The 21,826-nt window shown below is 71.1% G+C and carries 16 protein-coding genes; 6 read left to right on the top strand and 10 right to left on the bottom strand.

Annotated features, from left to right (window positions below; genetic code table 11):
- Both BBK14_RS22105 and fxsT read left to right on the top strand, forming a co-directional pair.
- The coding region (locus BBK14_RS22105) for an IS630 family transposase (protein ID WP_116430127.1) at positions 1 to 474 on the top strand (474 nt) is incomplete at its 5' end.
- Positions 475 to 506: 32 nt separating this feature from the next.
- A complete protein-coding gene (gene fxsT / locus BBK14_RS22100) occupies positions 507 to 3,047 on the top strand; it encodes an FxSxx-COOH system tetratricopeptide repeat protein (RefSeq protein ID WP_071065165.1) in 2,541 nt (846 codons plus the stop codon).
- A 64-nt stretch (positions 3,048 to 3,111) separates the two neighbouring features.
- Here the strand turns inward: fxsT and BBK14_RS22095 are convergent, their stop codons facing one another.
- The 8 genes from BBK14_RS22095 to BBK14_RS22060 form a co-directional block, all read right to left on the bottom strand.
- Positions 3,112 to 4,824 (bottom strand): HEXXH motif domain-containing protein, encoded by a 1,713-nt coding sequence (locus tag BBK14_RS22095; RefSeq protein ID WP_071065164.1) that lies wholly within the window; start codon positions 4,822 to 4,824, stop codon positions 3,112 to 3,114.
- 760 nt (positions 4,825 to 5,584) lie between these two features.
- Positions 5,585 to 6,388 carry an SDR family NAD(P)-dependent oxidoreductase gene (locus BBK14_RS22090; protein ID WP_071065163.1) on the bottom strand — a complete coding sequence of 268 codons (804 nt, stop codon included), beginning with the start codon at positions 6,386 to 6,388 and terminating at the stop codon, positions 5,585 to 5,587.
- A gap of 88 nt (positions 6,389 to 6,476) precedes the next feature.
- Positions 6,477 to 6,899, bottom strand: coding sequence for a cupin domain-containing protein (locus tag BBK14_RS22085; RefSeq protein WP_020464359.1), 423 nt, complete (start codon positions 6,897 to 6,899; stop codon positions 6,477 to 6,479).
- Between the two features lie 104 nt (positions 6,900 to 7,003).
- Positions 7,004 to 9,460 (bottom strand): RND family efflux transporter, encoded by a 2,457-nt coding sequence (locus tag BBK14_RS22080; RefSeq protein ID WP_071065162.1) that lies wholly within the window; start codon positions 9,458 to 9,460, stop codon positions 7,004 to 7,006.
- Positions 9,453 to 10,463: a DUF5666 domain-containing protein gene (locus BBK14_RS22075; protein WP_241831745.1), complete on the bottom strand. Its 1,011-nt coding sequence runs from the start codon at positions 10,461 to 10,463 to the stop codon at positions 9,453 to 9,455. The genes BBK14_RS22080 and BBK14_RS22075 overlap by 8 nt, the downstream gene beginning before the upstream one ends.
- A gap of 23 nt (positions 10,464 to 10,486) precedes the next feature.
- Positions 10,487 to 11,719, bottom strand: coding sequence for an ABC transporter permease (locus BBK14_RS22070; RefSeq protein WP_020464362.1), 1,233 nt, complete (start codon positions 11,717 to 11,719; stop codon positions 10,487 to 10,489).
- Complete coding sequence (locus tag BBK14_RS22065; protein ID WP_235014909.1) at positions 11,719 to 12,423, bottom strand: ABC transporter ATP-binding protein; 705 nt, start codon at positions 12,421 to 12,423, stop codon at positions 11,719 to 11,721. The genes BBK14_RS22070 and BBK14_RS22065 overlap by 1 nt, the downstream gene beginning before the upstream one ends.
- A gap of 160 nt (positions 12,424 to 12,583) precedes the next feature.
- A complete protein-coding gene (locus BBK14_RS22060) occupies positions 12,584 to 13,894 on the bottom strand; it encodes an efflux RND transporter periplasmic adaptor subunit (protein WP_071065158.1) in 1,311 nt (436 codons plus the stop codon).
- Positions 13,895 to 14,643: 749 nt separating this feature from the next.
- Between BBK14_RS22060 and BBK14_RS22055 the strand changes: the two genes are divergently transcribed.
- Both BBK14_RS22055 and BBK14_RS22050 read left to right on the top strand, forming a co-directional pair.
- Positions 14,644 to 16,272 (top strand): MFS transporter, encoded by a 1,629-nt coding sequence (locus BBK14_RS22055; RefSeq protein WP_071065156.1) that lies wholly within the window; start codon positions 14,644 to 14,646, stop codon positions 16,270 to 16,272.
- Complete coding sequence (locus BBK14_RS22050; protein WP_071065155.1) at positions 16,269 to 16,961, top strand: TetR/AcrR family transcriptional regulator; 693 nt, start codon at positions 16,269 to 16,271, stop codon at positions 16,959 to 16,961. The genes BBK14_RS22055 and BBK14_RS22050 overlap by 4 nt, the downstream gene beginning before the upstream one ends.
- Positions 16,962 to 16,983: 22 nt before the next feature.
- Here BBK14_RS22050 and BBK14_RS22045 read toward each other — a convergent pair whose 3' ends face one another.
- Together BBK14_RS22045 and BBK14_RS22040 are read right to left on the bottom strand one after the other, a co-directional pair.
- Positions 16,984 to 18,207, bottom strand: a complete 1,224-nt coding sequence (locus BBK14_RS22045; RefSeq protein ID WP_071065170.1) for an FAD-binding oxidoreductase — start codon at positions 18,205 to 18,207, stop codon at positions 16,984 to 16,986.
- A 75-nt stretch (positions 18,208 to 18,282) separates the two neighbouring features.
- On the bottom strand, positions 18,283 to 19,137 hold the full coding sequence (locus tag BBK14_RS22040; RefSeq protein ID WP_241831744.1) for an IclR family transcriptional regulator: 855 nt from the start codon (positions 19,135 to 19,137) through the stop codon (positions 18,283 to 18,285).
- 71 nt (positions 19,138 to 19,208) lie between these two features.
- Between BBK14_RS22040 and BBK14_RS22035 the strand changes: the two genes are divergently transcribed.
- Complete coding sequence (locus tag BBK14_RS22035) at positions 19,209 to 21,386, top strand: malate synthase G (protein ID WP_071065154.1); 2,178 nt, start codon at positions 19,209 to 19,211, stop codon at positions 21,384 to 21,386.
- Positions 21,383 to 21,814, top strand: a complete 432-nt coding sequence (locus BBK14_RS22030) for a GlcG/HbpS family heme-binding protein (RefSeq protein ID WP_071065152.1) — start codon at positions 21,383 to 21,385, stop codon at positions 21,812 to 21,814. The genes BBK14_RS22035 and BBK14_RS22030 overlap by 4 nt, the downstream gene beginning before the upstream one ends.
- Positions 21,815 to 21,826: the final 12 nt, after the last annotated feature.

Below are 21,826 nucleotides of genomic sequence, written 5' to 3'. Positions count from 1 at the left end.
GACTACCACCGCCACGGCACCGTCGACCTGTTCGCCGCGTTGAACACCGCCACCGGCAAGGTCCTCAGCGCGGTCTCCGCCCAGCACACCGCCAGGGACTTCATCGGCTTCCTCGCCGAGATCGACCGTCAGGTCGAGCCGAATCTGGCGATCCACCTGATCTGCGACAACCTCTCCGTGCACAAGGCACCAACGGTGCGCAGGTGGCTGGTGGAGCATCCGAGGTTCGCCCTGCACTTCACCCCCACCTACTCGTCCTGGCTGAACCAGGTAGAGCGGTGGTTCGCCGAGCTGCAACGCCGCTGCCTGGCCCGGGGCGTCTTCTGCTCCGTCGACGAGCTGACCCACGCCCTCGAAAAATGGATCAGTCACTGGAACGAGAACGCCAGGCCCTTCAAGTGGACCAGGACCGCCGACCAGATCATCGACGCGATCGGACACTACTGCGCGCGAATCTCCGGACCGGGACACTAGGGGGTAACCGGACACATCCGAAAGGAGATGTTTTGACCTCGACCACCGAGACCTCAACGGCGAAGCAGCAGCAGGCGCGCCAGCACCCGGTGGTGTTCGGAAACGTCCCCCAGCGAAACCCGTATTTCACCGGGCGCAACGGACTTCTCCGCGAGCTTCACACGAGGCTCGGCCACGGCACCACCGCGGTACTGCCGGAAGCTCTGCACGGAATGGGCGGGGTGGGTAAATCCCAGCTCGCAGTGGAGTACGTATACCGGCACCAGGCCGACTACGACATCGTGTGGTGGATACCGGCCGAACATTCCACACAGATCGGCAAGGCGTTGGCAGAACTCGCCCAACGCCTTGGCCTGGCGGTCGGCGGGGAGGCGAACACGGCCGTTCCGGCGGTGCGGGAGGCCCTGCGGATCGGCGTCCCCTACGACAACTGGCTCCTCGTTTTCGACAACGCGGAGGATCCCCGCGTCGTTCGAGAATACTTCCCACAGGGCGGAAACGGAAAGATCCTGGTGACGTCGCGAAACGCGCAGTGGTCCAGTATCGCACGCCCTCTGGAGGTGGACGTCTTCAGCCGGGAGGAGAGCGTGGAGCTCCTCCAGAAGCGCGACACGGACCTCACCGACCACGACGCCGGCCGCCTCGCCCGGGCGCTCGGAGATCTTCCCCTCGCGGTGGAGCAGGCGGCCACCTGGCGCGCCGAGACGGGAATGAGCGCCGACGAGTACCTCACCCTCTTCCAGGAGAAAAGGGACGAGCTGCTCGGCACCTCTCCCCCGATGGACTACGAGCTCCCCGTTCAGGCCGCGTGGAACCTGTCCCTGGATCGTCTCGCGGACCGCAACCCGGCGGCGCTGAGGCTCCTCCAGGTGTGTTCCTTCTTCGCGCCGGAACCGATTCCACGGCAGGTCTTCCGGCGCGGGCGCAACATTATGATCATGCCGGAGCTGGACGCGGCCCTGCGCGACCCCTTCAAGCTGAACATGGCCATCCGGGAGATCACCCGGTACGCGCTCGCCCGGGTCGACCACCGGACGAACTCGATCCAGATGCACCGCCTGGTGCAGACCGTGCTGCGCGGTCGGATGACCCCCGACGAGCGGGAGACGATGCGGCACGGCGCCCATCTGCTGCTCGCCGCCAACGATCCGGACGAGCCCAGCAACCCGGAGAACTGGGAGCAGTACTCCGAGCTCTATCCGCACGTCATCGCGTCCGAGGCCATCGGCAGCCGTGACCCCTTCGTCCGCGACCTGCTCGTGCACGAGGTGGAATACCTGTTCCGGTGGGGTGACCACGAGGGAAGCCTCACGCTCGCGCAGCAGACGTACGACGCCTGGACCGGCAATCCGGATCTTGGCGAGGAGGATCCGCACAGCATCACCATGGCCGGCTGGGTCGGCTGGGTGAGCTACATAACCGGCCGCTTCGCGGATGCCGCCCGGGTCAACAAGCGACTGCTGGAACTGTGCGAGCAGGTCCACGGCGACAACCACACCGAGACCCTCGAGGCGCTGGGAAACGTCGGCGCGGACCGGATAGTCGCCGGCGACTTCGAGGACTCGCTGAGATTCGCGCGCGAGCGACACCGGCGTGCCCTGCGCGCCTATGGGCCGGGTGATGCGGTCACCCTCGACGCGGCCCACAACGTGGGGCTTGGCCTGCGGCTCCTCGGTAGATTCCAGGAGGCCAAGGAACTCGACCAGGAAACCTGGGAACGCCGCGTACAGCTGGTGGGCGAGGACAACATCGAAAGCCTCCGCACCTACAGCGGCCTTCTCGTGGACGAACGTGAACTCGGYGACTACCAGGGGGTACGCATCCGGCTCGAAGACATGGTGGAACGCGTGCGCCGGCTGGTGAAGAACATCGAGGACCATCACGAGCTGCTCCGGGTGTCGGGACTCCTCGCGATCGCGCGCCGGAAATCCGGTGACCACGACAGCGCCCTCGAGCTCTCCCGGGACGTGGAACGTCGCTCCCTGCGGCGCTACGGCAAGGACACTCCCCGCACGATTGGTGCCGCGCTGGCCCTGTCCATCGATCTCCGGCACGCCGGGGAGCTGGCCGAGGCACGCGAGCTGTGTGAGGCCACCAGAAGGCGCTTCGACCGCGCGTTCGGTGCCACCCATCCACACACTCTCGCCGCGACGGTGGACCTCGGTGTCATCTCACGGCTCGCCGGCGATCTGGAGACCGCGTCCGAGCTGAGCCGAACCGGCCTGGATGGGCTTCGCAGCAGGCTCGGCGAGGACCACGCACACACGATGATCGCGGCGACGAATCTCGCCAGCGACCGCTACGCCCTCGGCGAGTTCCAGACCGCGCACGACATGGACGTGGCGACGCTGGAACGCAGCCGCCGCATCCTCGGCGAGAACCATCCGTCCACCCTCGCCTGTGCCAGCAACCTGGCGCTGGACCTCCGAGCCCTCGGCGAGGACGGCCCGGCGGAGAACCTCCTCGCCGACACCGTCGTGCAGCTCGACCGGGCTCTGGGCAAGGGCCATCCGGCGACCCGCGCCGCCGCCAGCTTCGTCCGGGCCGACTGCGACATTGATCCGTTCGTGTGAGGCGGGCGTCGCACAAGACGCCGACGCTTGCGGGCGGCTCGTTGCGCCCACGGTAGCGGGCCGATCAGTGCACTGCTTCCTGCGAGTCGCCGGGCCGCGGCGCGGGGGCGGACGACGTATCCGCCCCCGCGCCGCGGACCGGGTCCTCGTTCGGGGGAAGCTCACCCAGCCATCCGGCGAGGTCGACCGGCGCCGGTCGGCGGCCGGTGTCCACCTCAACGGCACGGGCCACCGTCCGGACGAGCTCGGGCCGGGTGAGCAGGGCACGGCCGGCCGCCGCCATCTGGCGGTCGGGGCTCGTGGCGAGCGCCGATCCGAGCCTCGTCCAGGCAGTCAGCCTGGGCGAGGGCTCCCCGAGTTCGTCGAGATAGGCACGGGCGGCTTCGTCGTGGCGTCCGGCGACCAGGTGGAGATCCGCCGCCGTAGCGCCGGTGACCACGCTGCCGACCTGGCCGTTCCGTTCGATCTGGCGGAAGAGCTCCCGGTCGGCCAGCCAGTACCGGACCAGGACGACCAGGGTGTCCAGGTCGGGCACCTTCCCGTCCGGGACGAGCGCGGACCGGCCGGGGGCACGAAGCTCACGCGGATCCGTCCCGGCGATCCAGGCCCGGGACAGGCTCGCGACGTCGGCGGGCGGAGGGATGAGGTGGTGGACGCGCCAGCCCGCACGATGGTCCGCCGCGGCGAGATTCGCCAGCCCTGCGTAGTACGGCGACACCGGTTCGGCCGACCACGCTGTAACCGTGGTGGCTATCCCGGTCAGAAAGCGATGGCCGAGGGCGGTGAACTCCTGACGACTCCTGGCGTATGCGGCGGCCTCGCTCACCTTGCCGCGCCACAGGGCGAACTCGAAGCCGGCGAGAGCCGCTTCCTCTCCCTTCGCCGCGGCGAAGCGACGACGCCAAAATCCGGCGACGCCGAAAAAGGCGTAGATCCCCTGCAGCAGGCCCTGCAGGGGTCGGGGATCGTCACGCCACGGCGCATAGGCAAGCACGCTTCCTTCCCCGCGCAAGAACGAGAATAGATGGAGTAGGATGCCGAGTTTTGCGTGCTGCATTTCATGTACCAAGGTCATAGCGAACCGCTCCGGGCTATCCGGCAGCGATAGAATAACCCCGCCGAACGAGTCGCCGAACGATGCGCTTCTTTCCCTGAACCGCTCTGCCCGGGGCAGCGGGACCAGCGTGAGGGTGCACTCGGCCACGCATCGGGCAACCTCGCTGTCCTGTTCCACCAGTTCCGCCCAGGCTTCCTGGAACAGAGACTCCCAGTGCCGCTGGACGGGTATGCCGATGTTTTCGGGCAGCGCGGGCGTTTCGACCATGCGATAGGGGTCGCTGCTGTCCAGGTGGACGGTGGTCGCCGCCCCGCGGTGCCGCGCTTCCAGGCACGTCGCTCTCCTCCAGCCAGGTGGATCATCCGCCGGGTCGCGCCCCGCGAGACGGATCTTGCCCACAGGCAGGAGGGCATGCGCCGATCGCCCGTCGGAGATGACGGTCGTCGAACCCCAGATCCCCGAGCCCGGCAACGTGACGGAGCCGAGCGTCGGGATGTGAAGCCGACCGTGGCGCAGCGGGACATCCAACCTGAACCGGATGCCACATCGGATACCAGCGGCCGCCGCGAGCAGGTGGAGATAGCCGAGGTCGACCCACAGCGGAATCTCGTCGTACAGAAGCCCACGGGTCCGCCGCAGCGCCCGGGCCACCCAGGCCCCGACGCTCGGTAGGTCCAGGATGGCTGTGACCATGACCGGAGCGACGCGCTCGGCCTCCACGAGAAGGTCCCATGCCGTGTCAGGAGACGACAGTAGCCCGGTTGTCGGCTCATGCCCGCGGGCGAAATCAAGGAGACTACGGAGCGAGAGATATCGGTAACTACGTTCGGCAACCCGAAGCTGGCAGATCAGCCCGTGTTGATCGGTTCCGGACGCGAGCGCGTCGAAATCCCTACTCGAAATCCGGTGGTGACGTATCAGATCATGAACTCCCGCCAGACTTTCCGGTTCTCGTTCCTGGCGCATCAGTCAGTTCTATTTTTCATTCCGCCTCCGCTTCGCTCGTCCTGAAGAGCGATCCGGGCGACGAGCCAGTCCAGGCTTTGCCGCACGACGCCGTCCGGGCAGGACCGCAGTGCCGCGAGGCTCATCGATGCCACATCACCGAGTTCGGACTGGATCGTGTGCGCTGCCAAGGGGAGCCCCTTTCGTTGTCTACCAGCAGATCACAGAGCTGTGAACCAGGCCTGACATGTCGGCAAGGCGTTTGCGGTGGAGGCACCGAATCGTCCCTGGTGCACAAGTATCACACACGTTAACGCCCGGTGCGGGTTTTACCGCTCCAGCCTCTTCATCGGGCTCGTGGTTCGGACACGATCCCCGACCAACAGGCTGATTGGGCCGCACAGGCTTCTTGGGGAGCCGAGCCCGCGCCGGGCACGGGCCCGACGGACCCCATCCGGTATCCGGCCGGGATTCGACGACCCTTCGCCGGCAGCGAACCGGCCGCCGGCGAAGGGTGACGGTGGCGGGTGGATGGTCAGCTGACGGTGAGGCCGTTGTCGACGGTGTAGACGGCGCCGGTCACCGAGCGGGCGTCGGCGGAGGCGAGGAACGAGAACAGGGCGGCGATCTCCTCCGGCTCGGCCAGGCCGCGCAGGCCCGCCATCCGCCGGGCGAGGTCGGGGTCCATGCCGGACGGGAACGATCCCGAGGTCGCGATGTTGGTGTTGGTGCCCGCCGGGGCGATGGCGTTGACCCGCAGCGGCGTCTTCAGGAACTCGACGGCCAGCGACCGGGTCAGCGCGACCACACCGCCCTTGCTCATGGAATAGGCCGCGGAGTAAGGCACGCCCTGGAGCCCGGCGTTGGACGCGATGTTGACAATGTTGCCACCCGTCTCCAGCAGGTACGGGATGGCGGCCTGGGCCAGGAAGAAACAGGCGTCGAGGTTGACGGCCATCACGCGGCGGTACTGCTCGACGGTGACCTTGGTGGTGTGCTCGGCGAGGTAGATGCCGGCAACGTTGCCCAGCACGTCCAGTTTCCCGAACTCCGCCACGCAGGCGGCCACCGCCTCGGCGCATGCGCCAGGGTCGCTGACGTCGGCCTGGCGGACGGACACCGTGCCCGCCACTCGGGCCGTCTCGAGGGCCTCCGTTTCGATGGTCTCCGTCTCGAGGGCCTTTGCCGCGAGGGCTTTCGTCTCGACGAGCCGGTCGGCGTCGATGTCCAGGGCGAGCACCGAGGCGCCCTGCCCGACGAGTCGCAGGGTGATGGCTCGGCCCATTCCGGAGCCGGCGCCGGTGATGAGAGCGGCCTTGCCTTCGAATAACCCGGTCATAATCGACGTCCTTCACTTGGTCGGTGGCTCCGGAGCGGCACAGGCGCCCAGCGGACCGCGAACGCCTCCGCGGTGGCGGGCAGGCCCGTCAGAGATCCCGTTGCTCCACGAAGATGCCGGGCTGGCCGGCGTGGATCTCGAGCCATTCGGCGCCTTCCTCCCCGGCCCGCCACGAGTAGAGCATGTCGGGCGTGAAGAATCCCATTCCGGGCCCCACCCGCCGCCGGCCGAAAATCAGCTCCCCGCTGAGGACGTAATTCATCTGGTGAGTGCCGTGACGATGGGGCTTGACCCGCTCACCCGGCTTGGCCGACTCATGGAAGACGGACAGTGCCGGCGACTGGAGAATGGCCTTGGTGACGAGATCCCGACCGAACAAGTCGAAATACTTCTCGGCCTCCTCGGAATCCCCCATGATCTCGACGTTCGTGCGGCCGGTCATCTCGTTGACGTCGAAGAAGAACTGTCGGGGCTTCTCCTGCCTGCCCTGCCGGTCGGTGCCGTCAGCCATCAGCCCGCTCCTTCCAGTGCCGTTCCGTATATGGAACGGCCGTTGTGAGCGGAAACGTAGTGACACGGGACCGAGGGTGTCAACGGAGGTTTTACGGGTGGCGGTCAGCGCTGGCCGCCACCCCCGCCGGCACCGCCACCAGCGCCACCGGAGCCGCCACCGAAACCGCCGACGAAGCCGCCCCCGGGGCCACCGCCGCCGAGGAGCCCACCGCCGCCGTTGCCGTTGCCGAACAGCCCGCCGCTGGTGGAGGACCGGGCCGAACCGCCTGAGGGCAGGTCGGCGTTGATGTCCGCGAGGACGACCTGGTCACCGGGCTGGAGTCCCGAGATCACCTCGGTGCGCTCGGGGCCCACCGCGCCGGTCTCCACCCGGACCGCCGTCGCCTTCCCGTCCTTCAGCGCGGTGACCGTGGCCAGCTGTCCGACCCGGTGCACGGCGGACGTCGGCACGGTCAGGACGTCCTTGACCTCCTTCACCGTGATCGACACGGTGGCGCCGGTGCCGTCGAAGAGCCGGGTGCTCGTCGGCTTCAGAACGATCCTGACGGGATAGGTCGTGGTCGAGCCGGTGGTGCTGTTCAGAGCGCCGATCGACGAGACGGTGCCGGTAAGCGGCTCCTTGACCCCGTCCACGGTGACGGTCGCCGGATTCGACACCTTGACGGTGTCCACGGCGGACAGGGGGACCGTGGTGGTGATCTGCTTGTCGCCGTCCCCGAGCACCGTGATGGTGCCACTGGTCGAGAACGCGCCCACAGTGGCACCGGGGGCTAGCGAGATGGCGGCCACCGTCCCGCTGATGGGGCTGGTGAGCGTGGCCCCGTTCAGGTTCTGCTGGGCCACGGCGACCTGCGCGACGGCCGCGTCGATGGCGGCCTGGTCCGCGGCGAGCTGTTCGGCGGTGGCGGGCTGGGCCGCGCGTGTTGTCATCGCCCCACCGCCCGAACCACCCGCCGTGCCGGCACCCGAGCCGCCGCCGGAACCGGAACCGGAACCGGCCAAGCCGCCGCCGCCCGCGCCGGAACCGGAACCCGCCGAGCCGGCACGATCGGACTCGGACGGAGCCGGGGTGGGCCGGGCATCGGATCCACTCGACGAGCCGGAGCCGGAGCCGGATGAGCCGTCGCCTGACGACTCACCGCGCGACGAGCCGCCGTCCGATGAACTGGGACTCGGCCGGGGGGTGGCGGTCACGGTCGGCTTCGGGGACGGCGCGGTCGAGGGGTGGCTTCCCATGCCTGAGCCGCCCTGGCTCGGCGCGACCGTCCCACCGGTGACCGGGCTGGTCGTCCCACCGGGCTGCGGGCCGGTCGACGGAGTGACCTCAGGCCCGGCCGGTGCGCCGCCGGCGCTGTGCAGGGCGGCGACCGCCGTGTCGAGGTTGACCTTCGCCGAGGCCAGCCGGGACGCCAGGGTCGCCAGGTTCGACTCCCCCGACGCGCTGGACGCGTCGCCGAACCGGGTGATGAGACCGCTGATCGCGCTCTGGCACCGCGTGACGTCGATGGTGCCGACCAGGCCGGCCTGCTGGATCGTGACGGTGTACACGGCGCCGGTGTCGAGACCGCTGAACGTGTAGGGCCCAGTCCGGGTCGCGATCACCGTGCCGTTCCTGGTCAGGGTCACCGTGTCCTTGTCACCGACCGTGCCGCCGATCGTCCCGGCCCTGGCCGAGGAGTCGGCGGCGGTTGGCGTGGCCGTGTAGGAGATCGGTTCGGGCGGCGAGCCGCCGGTCACCGCGCAGCCACCGCCCTGGGCGGTTAGCGAGCCGAGATCGGCGCCGAGGTCGGTCAGGACGCCGTCGAGCGCCGACTGGGCGGCGACGACCTCCTGCTGAGCCGTGGTGACAGCGGTGTCGAGCGCGCTCGGCTTCGTGGATCCGTCGGCGGAGGCGCTGGCCAGTTGGACGCCGAAAGTCCCGGCGCCGGTGCCCGAGGACCCTGACGAGGCGTTCGCGAGCAGGCTGATCGTGGAGCCCGATGGCCCCGCCGCGCTCGACGACGCGGACGTCACAGCCGCGGTGGCGCCCTGCCCGCCTCCCGTGGACGTCTGGCCGGACGCGTCGTCGGTCAGTGTGAGCCGCGCGTTCGCCAGGTTCTGGTTCGCGGTGTTGAGCGCGCTCTGTAGCGCGGTCGGGTCCAGGTTCGCCAGGACCTGCCCGGCGCTGACCTGATCACCGATCTGCACCGGCACCCCGGTCACCGTTCCGCCGACCGGGAAGGAGAGCATCGCTGTGTTGACCGTGCTCAGCGTCCCGACCGAGGTCAGCGTCTGGGTGACCGACGAGGTGGTCGCGACGGCGAGCCGGTAGGACGGCCCGTCGTCAGCGGTGACCGCGAGACCCGTGCCGACGCCCGCCCCGACGAGCACCAGCGCCGCGACCCCGCCGACGACAGCCTTGCGGGGCCGGCGGGGCCGGCGGGGCCGGCGCGGCCGGCGCAGCGCCGGCCCCGAACCGCCGCCAGCCCCCGAGGTCCCACCAGCCCGGAAGGTCCCACCGGCCCGGGAGGCCCCGTCCGCTGGCGCGGTCTCGTCCGCCCGCTGTGTCGCGTCAGCCATTCGTGGTGCCCGTTCCGCCGGATCCGCTGCCACCCGCGCCAGAGCCCCGGCCACCGAAGCCCCCACCGAAGCCGGTGGCGCAGGCGCCGTTCGTGGCCTCGCTCAGCGCGATCCGGGTGGCCGTGACGGTGCCGGTGTCGTCGGTGTCGCCGTTCGCGACCGCGCACTTCCCGACAACCAGCCCGGTCGACGTCGCCGCGACCGACTGCGTGTACCTGGTGTCGCCGTCGACCAGCACCGTGTAGGTGACGGCCTTGTCGGTGCCGAAATCGGTGCCCGAGATGGTGATCGTGGAGCCGGACACCGAGGTCACCTTGCCGGTTGCCCGACCACCGAAGCCGCCGCCACCGAAGCCGCCCTGCCCGCCGGGTGCACCCTGCCCGTTCTGACCGCCCGGCCCGTCCGGGCCGCCGCTGGGGCGGGTCTGCGGCTGGCCACTCGGCTGGGGCCGGCCGGTGGGCCGCGCCGCGGCGTTCGGCCCGGCGCAGGAACCGTCGGTCGGCTGGCTGATCATTACCGTCGTCGCGGTGAAGGACGTGGGCATGGCGGTGGGCCGCGCCGAGGGTTGCGCGCCGGACCCGCCGGCCGGCGCACCCGACACCTGCCCGCCCGCCGGCCGGGCGCCGTCCGCCGGCATGTTCGCCGCGGTGACGCACACGCCTTCCTTGACGTCGCTGAGCGCCGCGGACGTTGTCTCGGTGAACGTGGTGCTCTCGCCGTACTTCACCGCGATCTGCCCGGACTGCTGGCTCTGCACCTGAATGGTGCCAGAGTCGACCTCCGCGATGAGCCCGGACGCGGGAGCCTCCGTTCCTGGCTGGCCGCCGCCCTGCCCGGGTGTGGCGCCGGCCTGGGTGGCGTCCGCCGTGGACGTCCCGGAGGAACCGCCGCAGCCGGCCAGCACGGCGACCAGTACAGCAGCGGAGGCGGCCACGACGGCCGCGGAGCGCCGCGCGGGACGGCCGCCGACCGGCGGCACGGAAAACGGAACCTGGCCAGTCATGGTGTCTGTCCTCGTCATGGGGGCTAGTCGCTGCGGAGCGCGTCGATGGGGGCCAGCCGGGCGGCCCGGCTGGCGGGGTACACGCCGAAGGCGACGCCGATCGCGACCGCGACGGCCAACGAGCCGAGCACAGCCCACCAGACGATCGCCACCGGGTTGTCGATGAACTGGGGCAGCACCAGTGCGCCGCTGATGCCCAGCAGCGCGCCGATCGCTCCTCCGGCGAGGCTGAGCAACGACGCCTCGATGAGGAACTGCCGCCGGATCGCCGCGGGCGGCGCGCCCAGCGCCTTGCGCAGCCCGATCTCGCGGGTGCGCTCGGTCACGGAGACAAGCATGATGTTCATGACGCCGATCCCACCCACCAGCAGGGACAGCGCCGCGATCCCGGCCAGCAGGGCGGTGAGCGTCCGACTCACGGACGTCGCCGTGCTCAGCAGGGACTCCTGGGTGGTGATCGTGAAGTCCGCGCTGGACGAGTCCGTGATGCCGTGCTGGTTCAGGAGCAGACTCGTCGCCTCCTGGTAGGCCGCCGACAGGGTGGACGCCGAATGCCCCCTGATGTAGATCGAGGAGACCGAGGTGCGCGTCGTCCCGCCGAACAGGCGGCTCGCCCCGGTGGACATCGGCACGATCGCCTGGTCGTCGAGGTTGTTCGAACTGTCCGAGCCGGCCGAGACGAGCACTCCGACGACCGTGAACGGGATGTTGTTGATCGTCACGCTCTGACCGACCGGGCTGCGCCGGCCGAACAGCTCGGTGGCCGTGTCCGCGGCGAGGACGGTGACCGCCGCGGACTGCGCGTCGTCCGTCGTGGTGATGAAACGGCCCGCGCTGATGGAGCGGTTACGGACGGACAGCCAGGACGGGGTCGTGCCGACCACGGTCGTCGTCCAGTTCACCGAACCGTTCAGCACCGACATCGAGCTCTGTTTGACCGGGGCGACCCCCTCGATGTCGGGCGCGGAGGTCTTCGAGGCCAACGCGGCAGCATCGGCGACCGTGAGCGTCGACGCGGAGCCGAACCCGCCGCGCACACCGGTGGAGCTGGTCGAACTGCCCGGCGAGACGATCAGCAGGTTGCTTCCCAGCGAGCTGATCTGCGATCCGACCTTGTCCTGGGCGCCCACGCCGAGGCCCACTGTGAGTACCACGGCGGCGATCCCGATCAGGATGCCGAGCACCGTCAGACCGGAACGCAGCCGGTGGGTACGGATCGCGTCCACTCCGGTACGGAATGTCTCGAGCCATCCCATCAGCGGGTCGCCGCCTCGGCCGCCGCGGGGGCCAGGAGAGCCGGTGAGCCGGCCGCGGTGTCGGACTCGATCAGCCCGTCCCGGATCCGCACGACCCGGCGGGCCCGGTCGGCCACCTCCTGCTCGTGAGTGATCAGGACGATCGTCCGGCCCTGCTCGTGCAGCTCGTCGAAGAGGTTGAGCACATCCCTGGTCGCCGTCGAGTCCAGGTTGCCGGTGGGCTCGTCGGCGAGGATGAGGGACGGGTCGCCGACCAGCGCGCGGGCGACCGCGACCCGCTGCTGCTGGCCGCCGGAGAGCTCACCCGGGCGGTGCTCGATCCGGTCCGCGAGACCGACCCGGTCAAGCGCGGCGACGGCCCGGTGCCTGCGGAGCTCCCGCCGCTCCCCGCGGTAGACGAGCGGCAGTTCGACATTGCGCCACGCGGACAGCGACGGCAGCAGGTTGAACTGCTGGAACACGAACCCGATCCGACGGTTGCGGATCTCGGCCAGCTCGACCTCGGTCATCGCGCCCACGTCCTCGCCGGAGAGCCGGTAGGTCCCCGCGGTGAGCACGTCGAGGCAGCCGATGATGTGCATCAACGTCGACTTCCCCGAGCCGGACGGCCCGACGATGGCGACGTACTCGCCCTCGGCGATGCGGGCCGAGACGCCGCGCAGCGCGGCGACGTCCAGCGTTCCGGCGCGGTAGGACTTGGCCACCTGGTCCAGCTCGATGACCGGAGCACCCGAGTCCGAACCGGCACCGGCGCTCGGTCGGGGCCGCGTGACCGGAGTGGTCGGGGGTTCCGGTGGCGACACTGTCGCGGGCGACCGGGATGACGTGGCGGCGGGTTCCCGTTCGGGCGGTCTCCTGGCCATGTCAGTTACCACCGCTGCCCGGGAACCCGCCACCGCTCGGAAACCCACCGGCCGGGAACCCGCCGCCGCCGTAGCCCTGGCCGCCGGTTCTGCTCCCCGTGCCCCCGCCGGATCCACCCGGACCGGCCGCGCCGCCCGCCACCTCGACGAGCACCTGGTCGCCTTCCGACAGACCGGAGACGATCTCGGTGGAGCCGCCGCCGGAGACCCCGGTCGTCACCGCCCGGGTTGTCGTCGTCGTGCCCGACACGACACGGACGACGGACTTCCCGTTCTCCTGGCTGATGGCCGCCGTCGGGAGCACCAGGACGTCGCTCAGCTGCTTGTAGATCAGCGCCACGGTCGCGGTGTCACCGGCGTGCAGCCCGCGGGGACTGCCGGTCACCTTGATCACTACCGGGAAACTCGCCGTCTGCCCGGAACTGGATGCGATCAGGCCGACCGAGGACACCGTCCCGTAGATCGTGCCGCCCGCACCTCCGGAGCCCCCGATGCCGGTCGCGGTGCCCGAGCCCGGCACGATCGTCGCCTGGTTGCCCTTCGCGATCAGGCCGACGCCGTTGGAGTCGACGCTGGCGTTGACGATCCACGAATCGGTGCTGATAACCGTGATCTGCCCACTCGACGACGAGGTGGACGCGGTGGACGTCGCTCCCGAGCCGGCGGACGTCCCGCCGGAGGAACCCATCCCACCGGCCGAGGCGCCGGACCCGCCGCCGGAGGATCCGGAGCCGCTCCCGCTGGACGATCCCGACACCTGCTGACCCACCACGAGCGAGACGCTCACCACGACTCCGTTGACCGGTGACGTCATGGTCGCCCCGGCCAGCGCCGTCTGCGCCGCGGTGACCCCGTCGGTGGCGGTCGTGACCGAGGCCTGATCGGCGGCGAGCTGCTCGCTGGACGCCCCCGCCGTCTGGTCGGAGGCCAGCTTCTCCTGGCCGTTGGCCAACGTCAGCTTGGCCTGGGCGAGGCTCGCCGCCAGCGACGCCGAGTCGATGGTCGCGAGTTGCTGCCCGGTGGTCACCGTGTCGCCCTCGCTCACCAGGACGCCGGTGACCTTGCCCGAAGCCGGGAAGGTCAGGTCAGCCTGAGTGGCCGGTGCGATCGTGCCGGTGGTGGAGATGGACTGCTTGATCGTCCCGATCTCCGCGGTCACGGTCCGGGAGATGACAGTCGCCGYCGCGTCCGAGGATCCACCGCGGCCGACCACATGGATGGTGATCCCCGCGACGACGGCCACCACCACGATCACGACGGCCAGCGCGACCAGTGGCCGACGACGCGCAGCCAGCCGGCCCACGGATGTCATCGCCGGGCGCCTTCGGCCGGTGTCTGATTCTGCACGCCCGCGAGCATTTCGGGGGTACCTGTGCGCAACCCGTGCGGAATCTATGCGCAGGCTATGAACAACCAGGTCGATTGTCTACTGCATGGATTTCCATTGATCGATCCATTCGTACACGAATGATTTTCGATCATCTGGTGGGTCCGTGCGAAACACGGTTGTCTCGCGGAGGCGACGGGTATGCCTCGCGTGCAGTCAGGCCGGAACTTCCTCGACGGCTCGTATGCAATGCACCGGGGGGAGCAGACATGGCGCGCCGGAAGCTTTCGAAATGCCCGCCGCTGATCGCCGCCGCCGCGGTGGGCTCGGTTCTGTTCGCGGTTCCCGCACAGGCCGCTCCGCCTGCCCATGTCACCGGCGCCGCGTACGGGTGTTACTGGCGTCATGTGGATGGCCACTGGGTCTGGGAGAACGGACAGCGGCACTGGGTTCCCCCGCGGTCCGTCAGGGTCTGCGGGTAAGCGAAAACGGTCGCCACACCCACGCCCACACACAGGACGCCGCCTGCCGGCCACGCCTGCGGCAGGCGGCAGGCAGCGATCTCGTCCGCTTCCGCCGTTGAGCGGGATCCACAACATCGCGCCCAGTGCCACCCCCGTCCCCGACGATGTTCACACCGAGCGTGACCTGCGGGTACAGGTTGCGCCAGGTCTTGTCTTCGTTCGATGTCTTCTTATGATGACATCAAGCGATGACCAGACTGGGGGCACCACGTGCGCGCGGAGCGAGACATCATCCAGTCGAGGGCGTCCGCTGACGAAGCGGCGGACGAGGCGGCGGACGAAGTCGCGGAGCCGAAGCCGCCAGGCCCCACCGCGGTGGCTCGGCCGTCCGGCGGAGGGGGGCCGCACCCCCGCCCGGGCATGTTGCTGGGCGTGCTCGTCTACTGCGGGCTCGTGATCGCCGTCATCGGGACGCTGGGCACACCGCTGATCCCGACGATCGCGGCCGCCCAGCACGTCTCGCTGGACAGCGCCCAGTGGCTGCTCACCCTCACGCTGCTGACCGGCGCCGCGTCCACTCCGCTGATCGGACGTCTCGGCGACGGGCCGCACCGGCGGACCGTGATGCTCGCCGGCCTGGGCGCCGTCGCGGTCGGTTCCGTCCTCTCCGCCACCGCCACCGCCAACGGCTTCGCGCAGCTGCTGGTCGGGCGGGGCCTGATGGGCGTCGGGATGGGCCTGATGCCGCTGGCGCTGACGCTGGCGCGTGACCTGCTGCCCCCGCACAAACTGGTTCCGGGGGTCGCCGCCCTGTCCATCACGGTCGCGACCGGCGCCGGCCTGGGCTACCCACTGAGCGGGCTGCTCGCGGACACGTTCGACTACCACGCCGGCTTCTGGGTCGCCGCCGCGCTGGCGGCCGCCGCGATGGCGGCCGTGCTCGTGGTCGTCCCGGGCCGGGCGAGCGCGCGGACCGCCCGTGGGCGGGTCGACCTGCGGGGCGCGGTGCTGTTCGCCGCGGCGCTGAGCCCGGTGCTGCTCGCGCTGAGCGAGGGCGAGTCGTGGGGCTGGCTGTCACCGGCGGTCATCGCGCTGCTCGTGGGTGGCATCGGCTGCGGGGTGGCCTGGGCCCTGCTCGAGCTGCGGACGGACAACCCGCTGATAGATCTGAAGTACCTGGCGGCGCGGCCGGTGCTCATCGCCGACGTGTGCGCGGCGCTGGCCGGCTTCGGCATGTTCAACGCGATGACGTTGATCAACCGGCTGGCGCAGGCCCCGACCTCGACCGGCTACGGCTTCGGCGCGTCACCGGCCGTGCTCGGCCTGGTGATCCTGCCCCTGTCGGCCGGGACCGTGCTGGCCAGCCGGTGGTCGCGCTGGCTGGGGCCGCGCACCGGCGGTGGGCGGGGCCTGCTGTTGTGCGGCCTGATGGCGGTCGCCCTCGCCCTGTTCGGCCTGGCCGTCAGCCACGACCACCTCGTCGAGCTGGGCGCGGCCACGTTCCTGTTCGGGGTCGGCATCGGACTGGCCTTCGCCGCGATGCCCGCCCTGATCATGGGAGCCGTCCCGCCGCACGAGACGGGCAGCGCGACCAGCTTCAACCAGGTGCTGCGCACGGCTGGCGGCTCGGTGGGAAGCGCGCTCGGCGCGGCGCTGCTCGCCGCCCACACACCGGCCGGTTCGGTCGAGCCGACCAACAGCGGGTACACGATGGCGTTCGTCGTGGCCGGCGGGGTCTGCGCGCTGGCCGCGCTCGCGGCACTGGCCCTGCCCGGCACCCCGTCCGCGGCGACCCGCCCGATGGGGGCGGCGCGCCGGACGGAACTGGAGACGATGGAGGAGGAATCGGCGGGCTCCACCGCCGCGGGACTCATCATGGCGGAGGATGTCCGGTCATGAACACCACTCGGCGGCGCGACGCCGCGCGCAGCCGCCAGGCGCTGCTGGCCGCGGCGGCCGACCTGTTCGCCGAGCGCGGCTACGCGGGGACGGCGATCCGGTCGGTCGGCGACCGCGCCGGCGTCGACCCGGCGCTCATCGCTCGCTACTTCGGCGGCAAGGAGGGCCTCTACCAGGCCGTTCTCGCCGCCGACCCGCTCATCGAACAGTCCGCTCCGAGTGCGGACGGCCCACCGGCCGCCCCGCACGCACCGGTGCCGGCCACATCCGGGGACGACGGGGCCGTGGACGACGGGGCGGCCGTGGCCGGGGCGGTCGCCGGTCCTCCGGACGAGCCGGCAGCGAGCCCGCTGGCGACAGTGCACGGGATGGTGGACCGGGCGTTCGACAAGTGGACGTCGACCGGCGTGAGCGCCGCCGCCCAGAACGTCTTCCGCCGGGAGGTCGACGACGCCGCGCGCCAGGCGACCCGCGAGCGGCTCGACACCGTGCTCGAGCCGCTGCGCGGCGCGGCCGACGGCCCCGACCCGCAGCTGGCCGCCGAGCTGGCTGTCGCCGTGCTGTTCGGGGTCGGCGTCGCCCGGGACGCCGGGACGCTGACCCGGCTGTCCGCGGTGTCGGTCGACGAGCTGCGCGCCCCCCTGACCGCGGCCCTCGTGGCCGCGCTGGGCCTCACGGACTGCCAGTAGAGGCAACCCGACGGTGCGGAGCTCAGAGCATCGCGCCCGGGTTGAGGATGCCGAGCGGGTCGAGGGCGTCCTTGATGCGCTGGTTCAGCCGCAGGACGTCCGGGCCGAGGTAGCCGGGCAGCCACGGCTTCTTCAGGCGGCCCACCCCGTGCTCGCCGGTGATGGTGCCGCCGAGCGCGATGGCCAGGTCCATGACCTCGCCGTAGGCCGTCTCGGCCCGAGCCGTCTGCTCGGGGTCGGTGCGGTCGGTGATGATCAACGGGTGCGTGTTGCCGTCGCCGGCGTGCGCGATCACCGCGATCTCGACCTGCCGCTGGTCGGCGATGTCGGCGATGCCGCACAGCGCCTCGATCTCGGCGACCTCGGCCGCGGCGGTGGCGCCCGGCTCGTCCGACTGGATCAGGAGCATCGCCTCGGCCTCGCGGTCCAGCCCCATCGAGGTGACGTCCTCGACGGCGTTGATCGACGCCCGGTCCATGAGCTCCAGCATGGACGGGCGCATCCGCCGCGTGATGTCGAGGACGGTCGCGGTGGCGTGGTCGAGGGAGCCGAACGTGGCGACCACGGTCGCCGGTGGCCGCTGCGCGGGGATCAGCCGGAGCACCGCCTCGGTGATGATCCCGAGCGTGCCCTCGCTGCCGACGAACAGCTTGGTCAGCGAGAGGCCGGCGACGTCCTTGAGCGGCGGGCCGCCGAGCTGGACGACCGTCCCGTCGGCGAGCACGACGGTCAGCGCCAGTACGTAGTCCGTGGTGACCCCGTACTTCACGCAGCACAGGCCACCGGCGTTGGTGGCGAGGTCGCCGCCGATCGAGCAGATCTCGAACGAGGACGGGTCCGGTGGATACCACAGCCCGTGTGCCGCGGCGGCGGCCTTCACCTCGGCGTTCAGCGCACCCGGCTGCACCCGCACCGTGCGGGTGGTCGGGTCGACGTCGATCTCCCGCATCCGCTCGGTGGAGACCACGATGCAGCCGTCGACCGCCGACGAGCCGCCGGACAGGCCGGTCCCGGCGCCGCGCGGCACTGCCGGGATGCGGTGCTCGCTCGCGAAGCGCAGCACCGCCCGGACGTCGGAGGTGCTGGTCACGCGCACGACGGCCAGGGGCATCCCGGCGTTCGGATCGTTGGCGCGGTCCCACCGGTAGCCGGCCATCCGGTCGGGGTCGACGATCACCGAGTCGGGCGGCAGGTCGGCGATGAGCGGGGCCAACGCGGGCGGGCTGGCGGCGAGCGACGAGGTCATCAGCATCTTCCAGTTTATGGAAAAGTTATTCCGTGATACGAATAGCGCTGTGGGCCCACTGTCAAGAAGTGGGGGTCAGTCCCGCAGGTCTCCGGCCAGCCGGGACGCCGCCGCCCGCAGCAGCCCGACCGCGCGCTCGACCAGCTCGTCGGTCATCCGCGCCGTCGGCCCGGACACCGAGACCGCGACCCCCGGCGCGCTCGCCGGGTCGAGAGCGATGGCCACGCAGCGCACGCCGATCTCCTGCTCCTGCTCGTCGAGCGCGAAACCCCGCTCGCGGATGCGGCGCAGCTCCGCGCGCAGCGCCGTCTCGGTGCCCACCGTGTGCGCCGTGTACCGCGGCAGCCCGCGGCTGCGGATGATCCCGAGCGCCTCGTCGTCGTCGTCCAGCTGTGCGAGCAGCGCCTTGCCCACGCCGGTCGAGTGCAGGTCGACCCGCCGCCCGACCTCGGTGAACATGCGCATCGCGTACCGCGACGGCGCCTGGGCGACGTACTCGGCCTGGTCGCCGGAGAGCACGGCCAGGTTGGCCGTCTCGCCCAGCTCGGCGACGAGGTCGTGCAGCACGCCGGACGCGTTGGCGCCGACCATCGCGTTCGCGCGGGCGCCCAGCGGAACGAGCCGGAAGCCGAGCGCGTAGCTGCGGTCGGGCAGCTGCCGCAGGTACCCGCGCTCGACCATGGTGCGCAGCAGCCGGTGCACGGTCGGCGTCGGCAGCTGCGCGCGCGCCGCGAGCTCGGCCATGGGAAGCCGGCCGCCGGCCGCCGCGAGGATCTCGAGCAGGTCCAACGCGCGGTGCACCGACTGCACCCCGGGCACGGCCGGCCCCTGTGACGAGGCGACCTCCGGCGGGCCGGCCTCCGGCGACGCGACCTGTGTTGCCGCGGCCTGTGTTGCCGCACCCTGCGGTGACGCGGCCTGTGTTGACACCGTCCAACATCCCTCGGTAGCGTCCGATGAGCGAAAAGGCTATTCCACCATACGAAATTCGGGATGGGCTAGTGCCTGACTACATCGACGTCGTCGGACTGCGCGTCGCCAGCGAGCTGCACCAGTTCGTCGCCGAGGAGGCGCTGCCCGGGTCGGGTGTCGACCAGGCCGCGTTCTGGGCCGGCGCCGCGGAGATCATCAACGAGCTGACCCCGCGCAACCGGGAGCTGCTCGCGCGGCGCGACGAGCTCCAGCAGGCTGTGGACGACTACCACCGGCGCACGCCGGGCCGGCCGGCGCAGAGCGACTACGCCGAGTTCCTGACCTCCATCGGCTACCTGCTCGACGAGCCCGCGCCGTTCACCATCACCACCGACGGCGTGGACGACGAGATCGCGACCCAGGCCGGCCCGCAGCTGGTGGTGCCGCTGCTCAACGCGCGGTACGCGGTCAACGCCGCCAACGCCCGGTGGGGCTCGCTCTACGACGCCCTGTACGGCAGCGACGTCATCGACGAGACGGACGGCAAGGAGCGCGCCGGTGGCTACAACCCGACCCGCGGCGCCGCGGTCATCGCCCGGGTCCGGGAGATCCTCGACCGGAGCTTCCCGCTGGCCAGCGGCTCGCACGCGGACGCGACCCGGTACGCGGTCGACGCCGACGGGCTCGTCGTCACCATCGACGGGGCCGCCGTCCGGCTGGCCGACCCTGCGCTGTTCGTCGGCTTCCGCGGCGAGGGCGACGAGCCGACGGCCGTCCTGCTGACCCATCACGGGCTGCACATCGAGATCCAGGTCGACCGGAACCACCCGGTCGGGGCGGGCGACCGCGCGGGCGTCAGCGACGTCGTCGTCGAGGCCGCCGTCACCACGATCATGGACCTGGAGGACTCGGTCGCGGCCGTCGACGCCGCGGACAAGGTGCTCGGCTACCGCAACTGGCTGCAGCTCATGCAGCGCCGGCTCACCGCCGAGGTGGACAAGGGCGGCCGCGCCTTCACCCGGGTCCTCGCCGCCGACCGCGAGTACACGACCGCCGACGGCGGCACCGTCACCCTGCCCGGCCGGTCGATGCTGCTCATCCGCCAGGTCGGGCTGCTGATGACCACCGACGCGGTGCTCGACCGCGACGGCCGGCCGGTGCCCGAGGGCATCCTCGACGCGCTGGTCACCGGCCTGGGCAGCGTGCACGACCTGCGCGGCGACACCGCCGGCGGCAACTCCCGCACCGGCTCGGCGTACGTGGTCAAGCCCAAGATGCACGGCCCGGACGAGGTCGCCTTCACCGTCGAGCTGATGTCCCGCGTCGAGCGCCTCCTCCAGCTCCCACCGGCGACGATCAAGCTCGGCATCATGGACGAGGAACGCCGCACCTCGGTCAACCTCAGGCGCTGCGTGTACGAGGCCCGGGACCGCGTCGTCTTCATCAACACCGGGTTCCTGGACCGGACCGGCGACGAGATCCACACCTCGATGCTCGCCGGGCCGATGGTCCGCAAGGCCGCCATGCGCGAGGCGGCGTGGATCCGCGTCTACGAGGACAACAATGTCGACGCCGGCCTCGCCCTCGGTTTCCCCGGGCGGGCGCAGATCGGCAAGGGCATGTGGGCCGCGCCGGACAATCTGGCCGACATGATGACGCAGAAGATCGGGCACCCGCTGGCCGGCGCGTCCTGCGCCTGGGTGCCCTCGCCCACCGCCGCGGCGTTGCACGCACTGCACTACCACGAGGTCTCCGTGGCGGACCGGCAGCGCGAGCTGGCCGGCCGCCGCCCGGCCGACCGGCTGGAGCTGCTCACCGTCCCGCTCGCGGAACCGGCGGCCGCCTGGTCGCCGGAGGAGGTCGCCGCCGAGGTCGACAACAACGTCCAGGGCGTGCTCGGCTACGTCGTGCGCTGGGTCGAGCTCGGTATCGGCTGCTCCAAGGTGCCCGACCTGACCGGCACACCCCTGATGGAGGACCGCGCCACCTGCCGCATCTCCTCCCAGCACGTGGCCAACTGGCTGCGGCACGGCATCGTCTCCCGCGAGCAGGTCGAGGAGTCGCTGCGCCGGATGGCCGCGCTTGTCGACGCGCAGAACGCCGGCGAGCCGGGGTACCGGCCGATGGCCCCGGCCTTCGAGGAGCTGGCCTTCGCCGCCGCGCGGGCGCTGCTACTCGAGGGCGTCGACCAGCCGAACGGCTACACCGAACCGCTCTTGCACGAGCACCGGCGCGCCCAGAAGAACAAGGAGATGGTCCGCTCATGACGGCACTGCCGCTGGATGTGGCCCGGCAGATCGTCGCCGCGGCACGGGAGGCGGGGCGTAAGCACGACCTCAAGCCGCTCACCGTGGTCGTGCTGGACGCGGGCGGCCACGTCGTCGCCGTCGAGCGCGAGGACGGCGCGTCAACGAAGCGGTTCGAGATCGCCTTCGGCAAGGCGCACGGCGCGGTGGCCCTCGGCCTCGGCAGCCGGGCGCTCATGGCCCGCGCCGAACAGCAGCCGTACTTCATCGCGGCCGCGACGTCCGCCATCGGCGGCGCCCTGGTGCCGGTGCCGGGCGGGGTGCTCGTGCGTTCCGCCGACGGCGAGCTGGTGGGCGCGGTCGGCGTCTCCGGCGACACGTCGGACAATGACGAGCTGGCCGCCGTCGCCGGCATCGAGGCGGTCGGGCTCAGCCCGCAGACCGGCTGAGGAGCCGCCGGC

Origin of the sequence: Parafrankia soli (assembly GCF_001854695.1) — a bacterium.
Classification (GTDB): Bacteria; Actinomycetota; Actinomycetes; order Frankiales; family Frankiaceae; genus Parafrankia; species Parafrankia soli.
Note: the sequence above shows the minus strand (reverse complement) of the source record. Positions and strands in the feature narration are given on the sequence as shown.

What these genes read in the sequence shown, in the direction of transcription:
- BBK14_RS22090 (WP_071065163.1), bottom strand. Translation starts at nt 6,388, where the DNA reads ATGACCGGGTTATTCGAAGGCAAGGCCGCTCTCATCACCGGCGCCGGC.
- BBK14_RS22080 (WP_071065162.1), bottom strand. Translation starts at nt 9,460, where the DNA reads ATGGCTGACGCGACACAGCGGGCGGACGAGACCGCGCCAGCGGACGGG.
- BBK14_RS22070 (WP_020464362.1), bottom strand. Translation starts at nt 11,719, where the DNA reads ATGGGATGGCTCGAGACATTCCGTACCGGAGTGGACGCGATCCGTACC.
- BBK14_RS22045 (WP_071065170.1), bottom strand. Translation starts at nt 18,207, where the DNA reads ATGACCTCGTCGCTCGCCGCCAGCCCGCCCGCGTTGGCCCCGCTCATC.
- BBK14_RS22050 (WP_071065155.1), top strand. Translation starts at nt 16,269, where the DNA reads ATGAACACCACTCGGCGGCGCGACGCCGCGCGCAGCCGCCAGGCGCTG.
- BBK14_RS22075 (WP_241831745.1), bottom strand. Translation starts at nt 10,463, where the DNA reads ATGACTGGCCAGGTTCCGTTTTCCGTGCCGCCGGTCGGCGGCCGTCCC.
- BBK14_RS22030 (WP_071065152.1), top strand. Translation starts at nt 21,383, where the DNA reads ATGACGGCACTGCCGCTGGATGTGGCCCGGCAGATCGTCGCCGCGGCA.
- BBK14_RS22085 (WP_020464359.1), bottom strand. Translation starts at nt 6,899, where the DNA reads ATGGCTGACGGCACCGACCGGCAGGGCAGGCAGGAGAAGCCCCGACAG.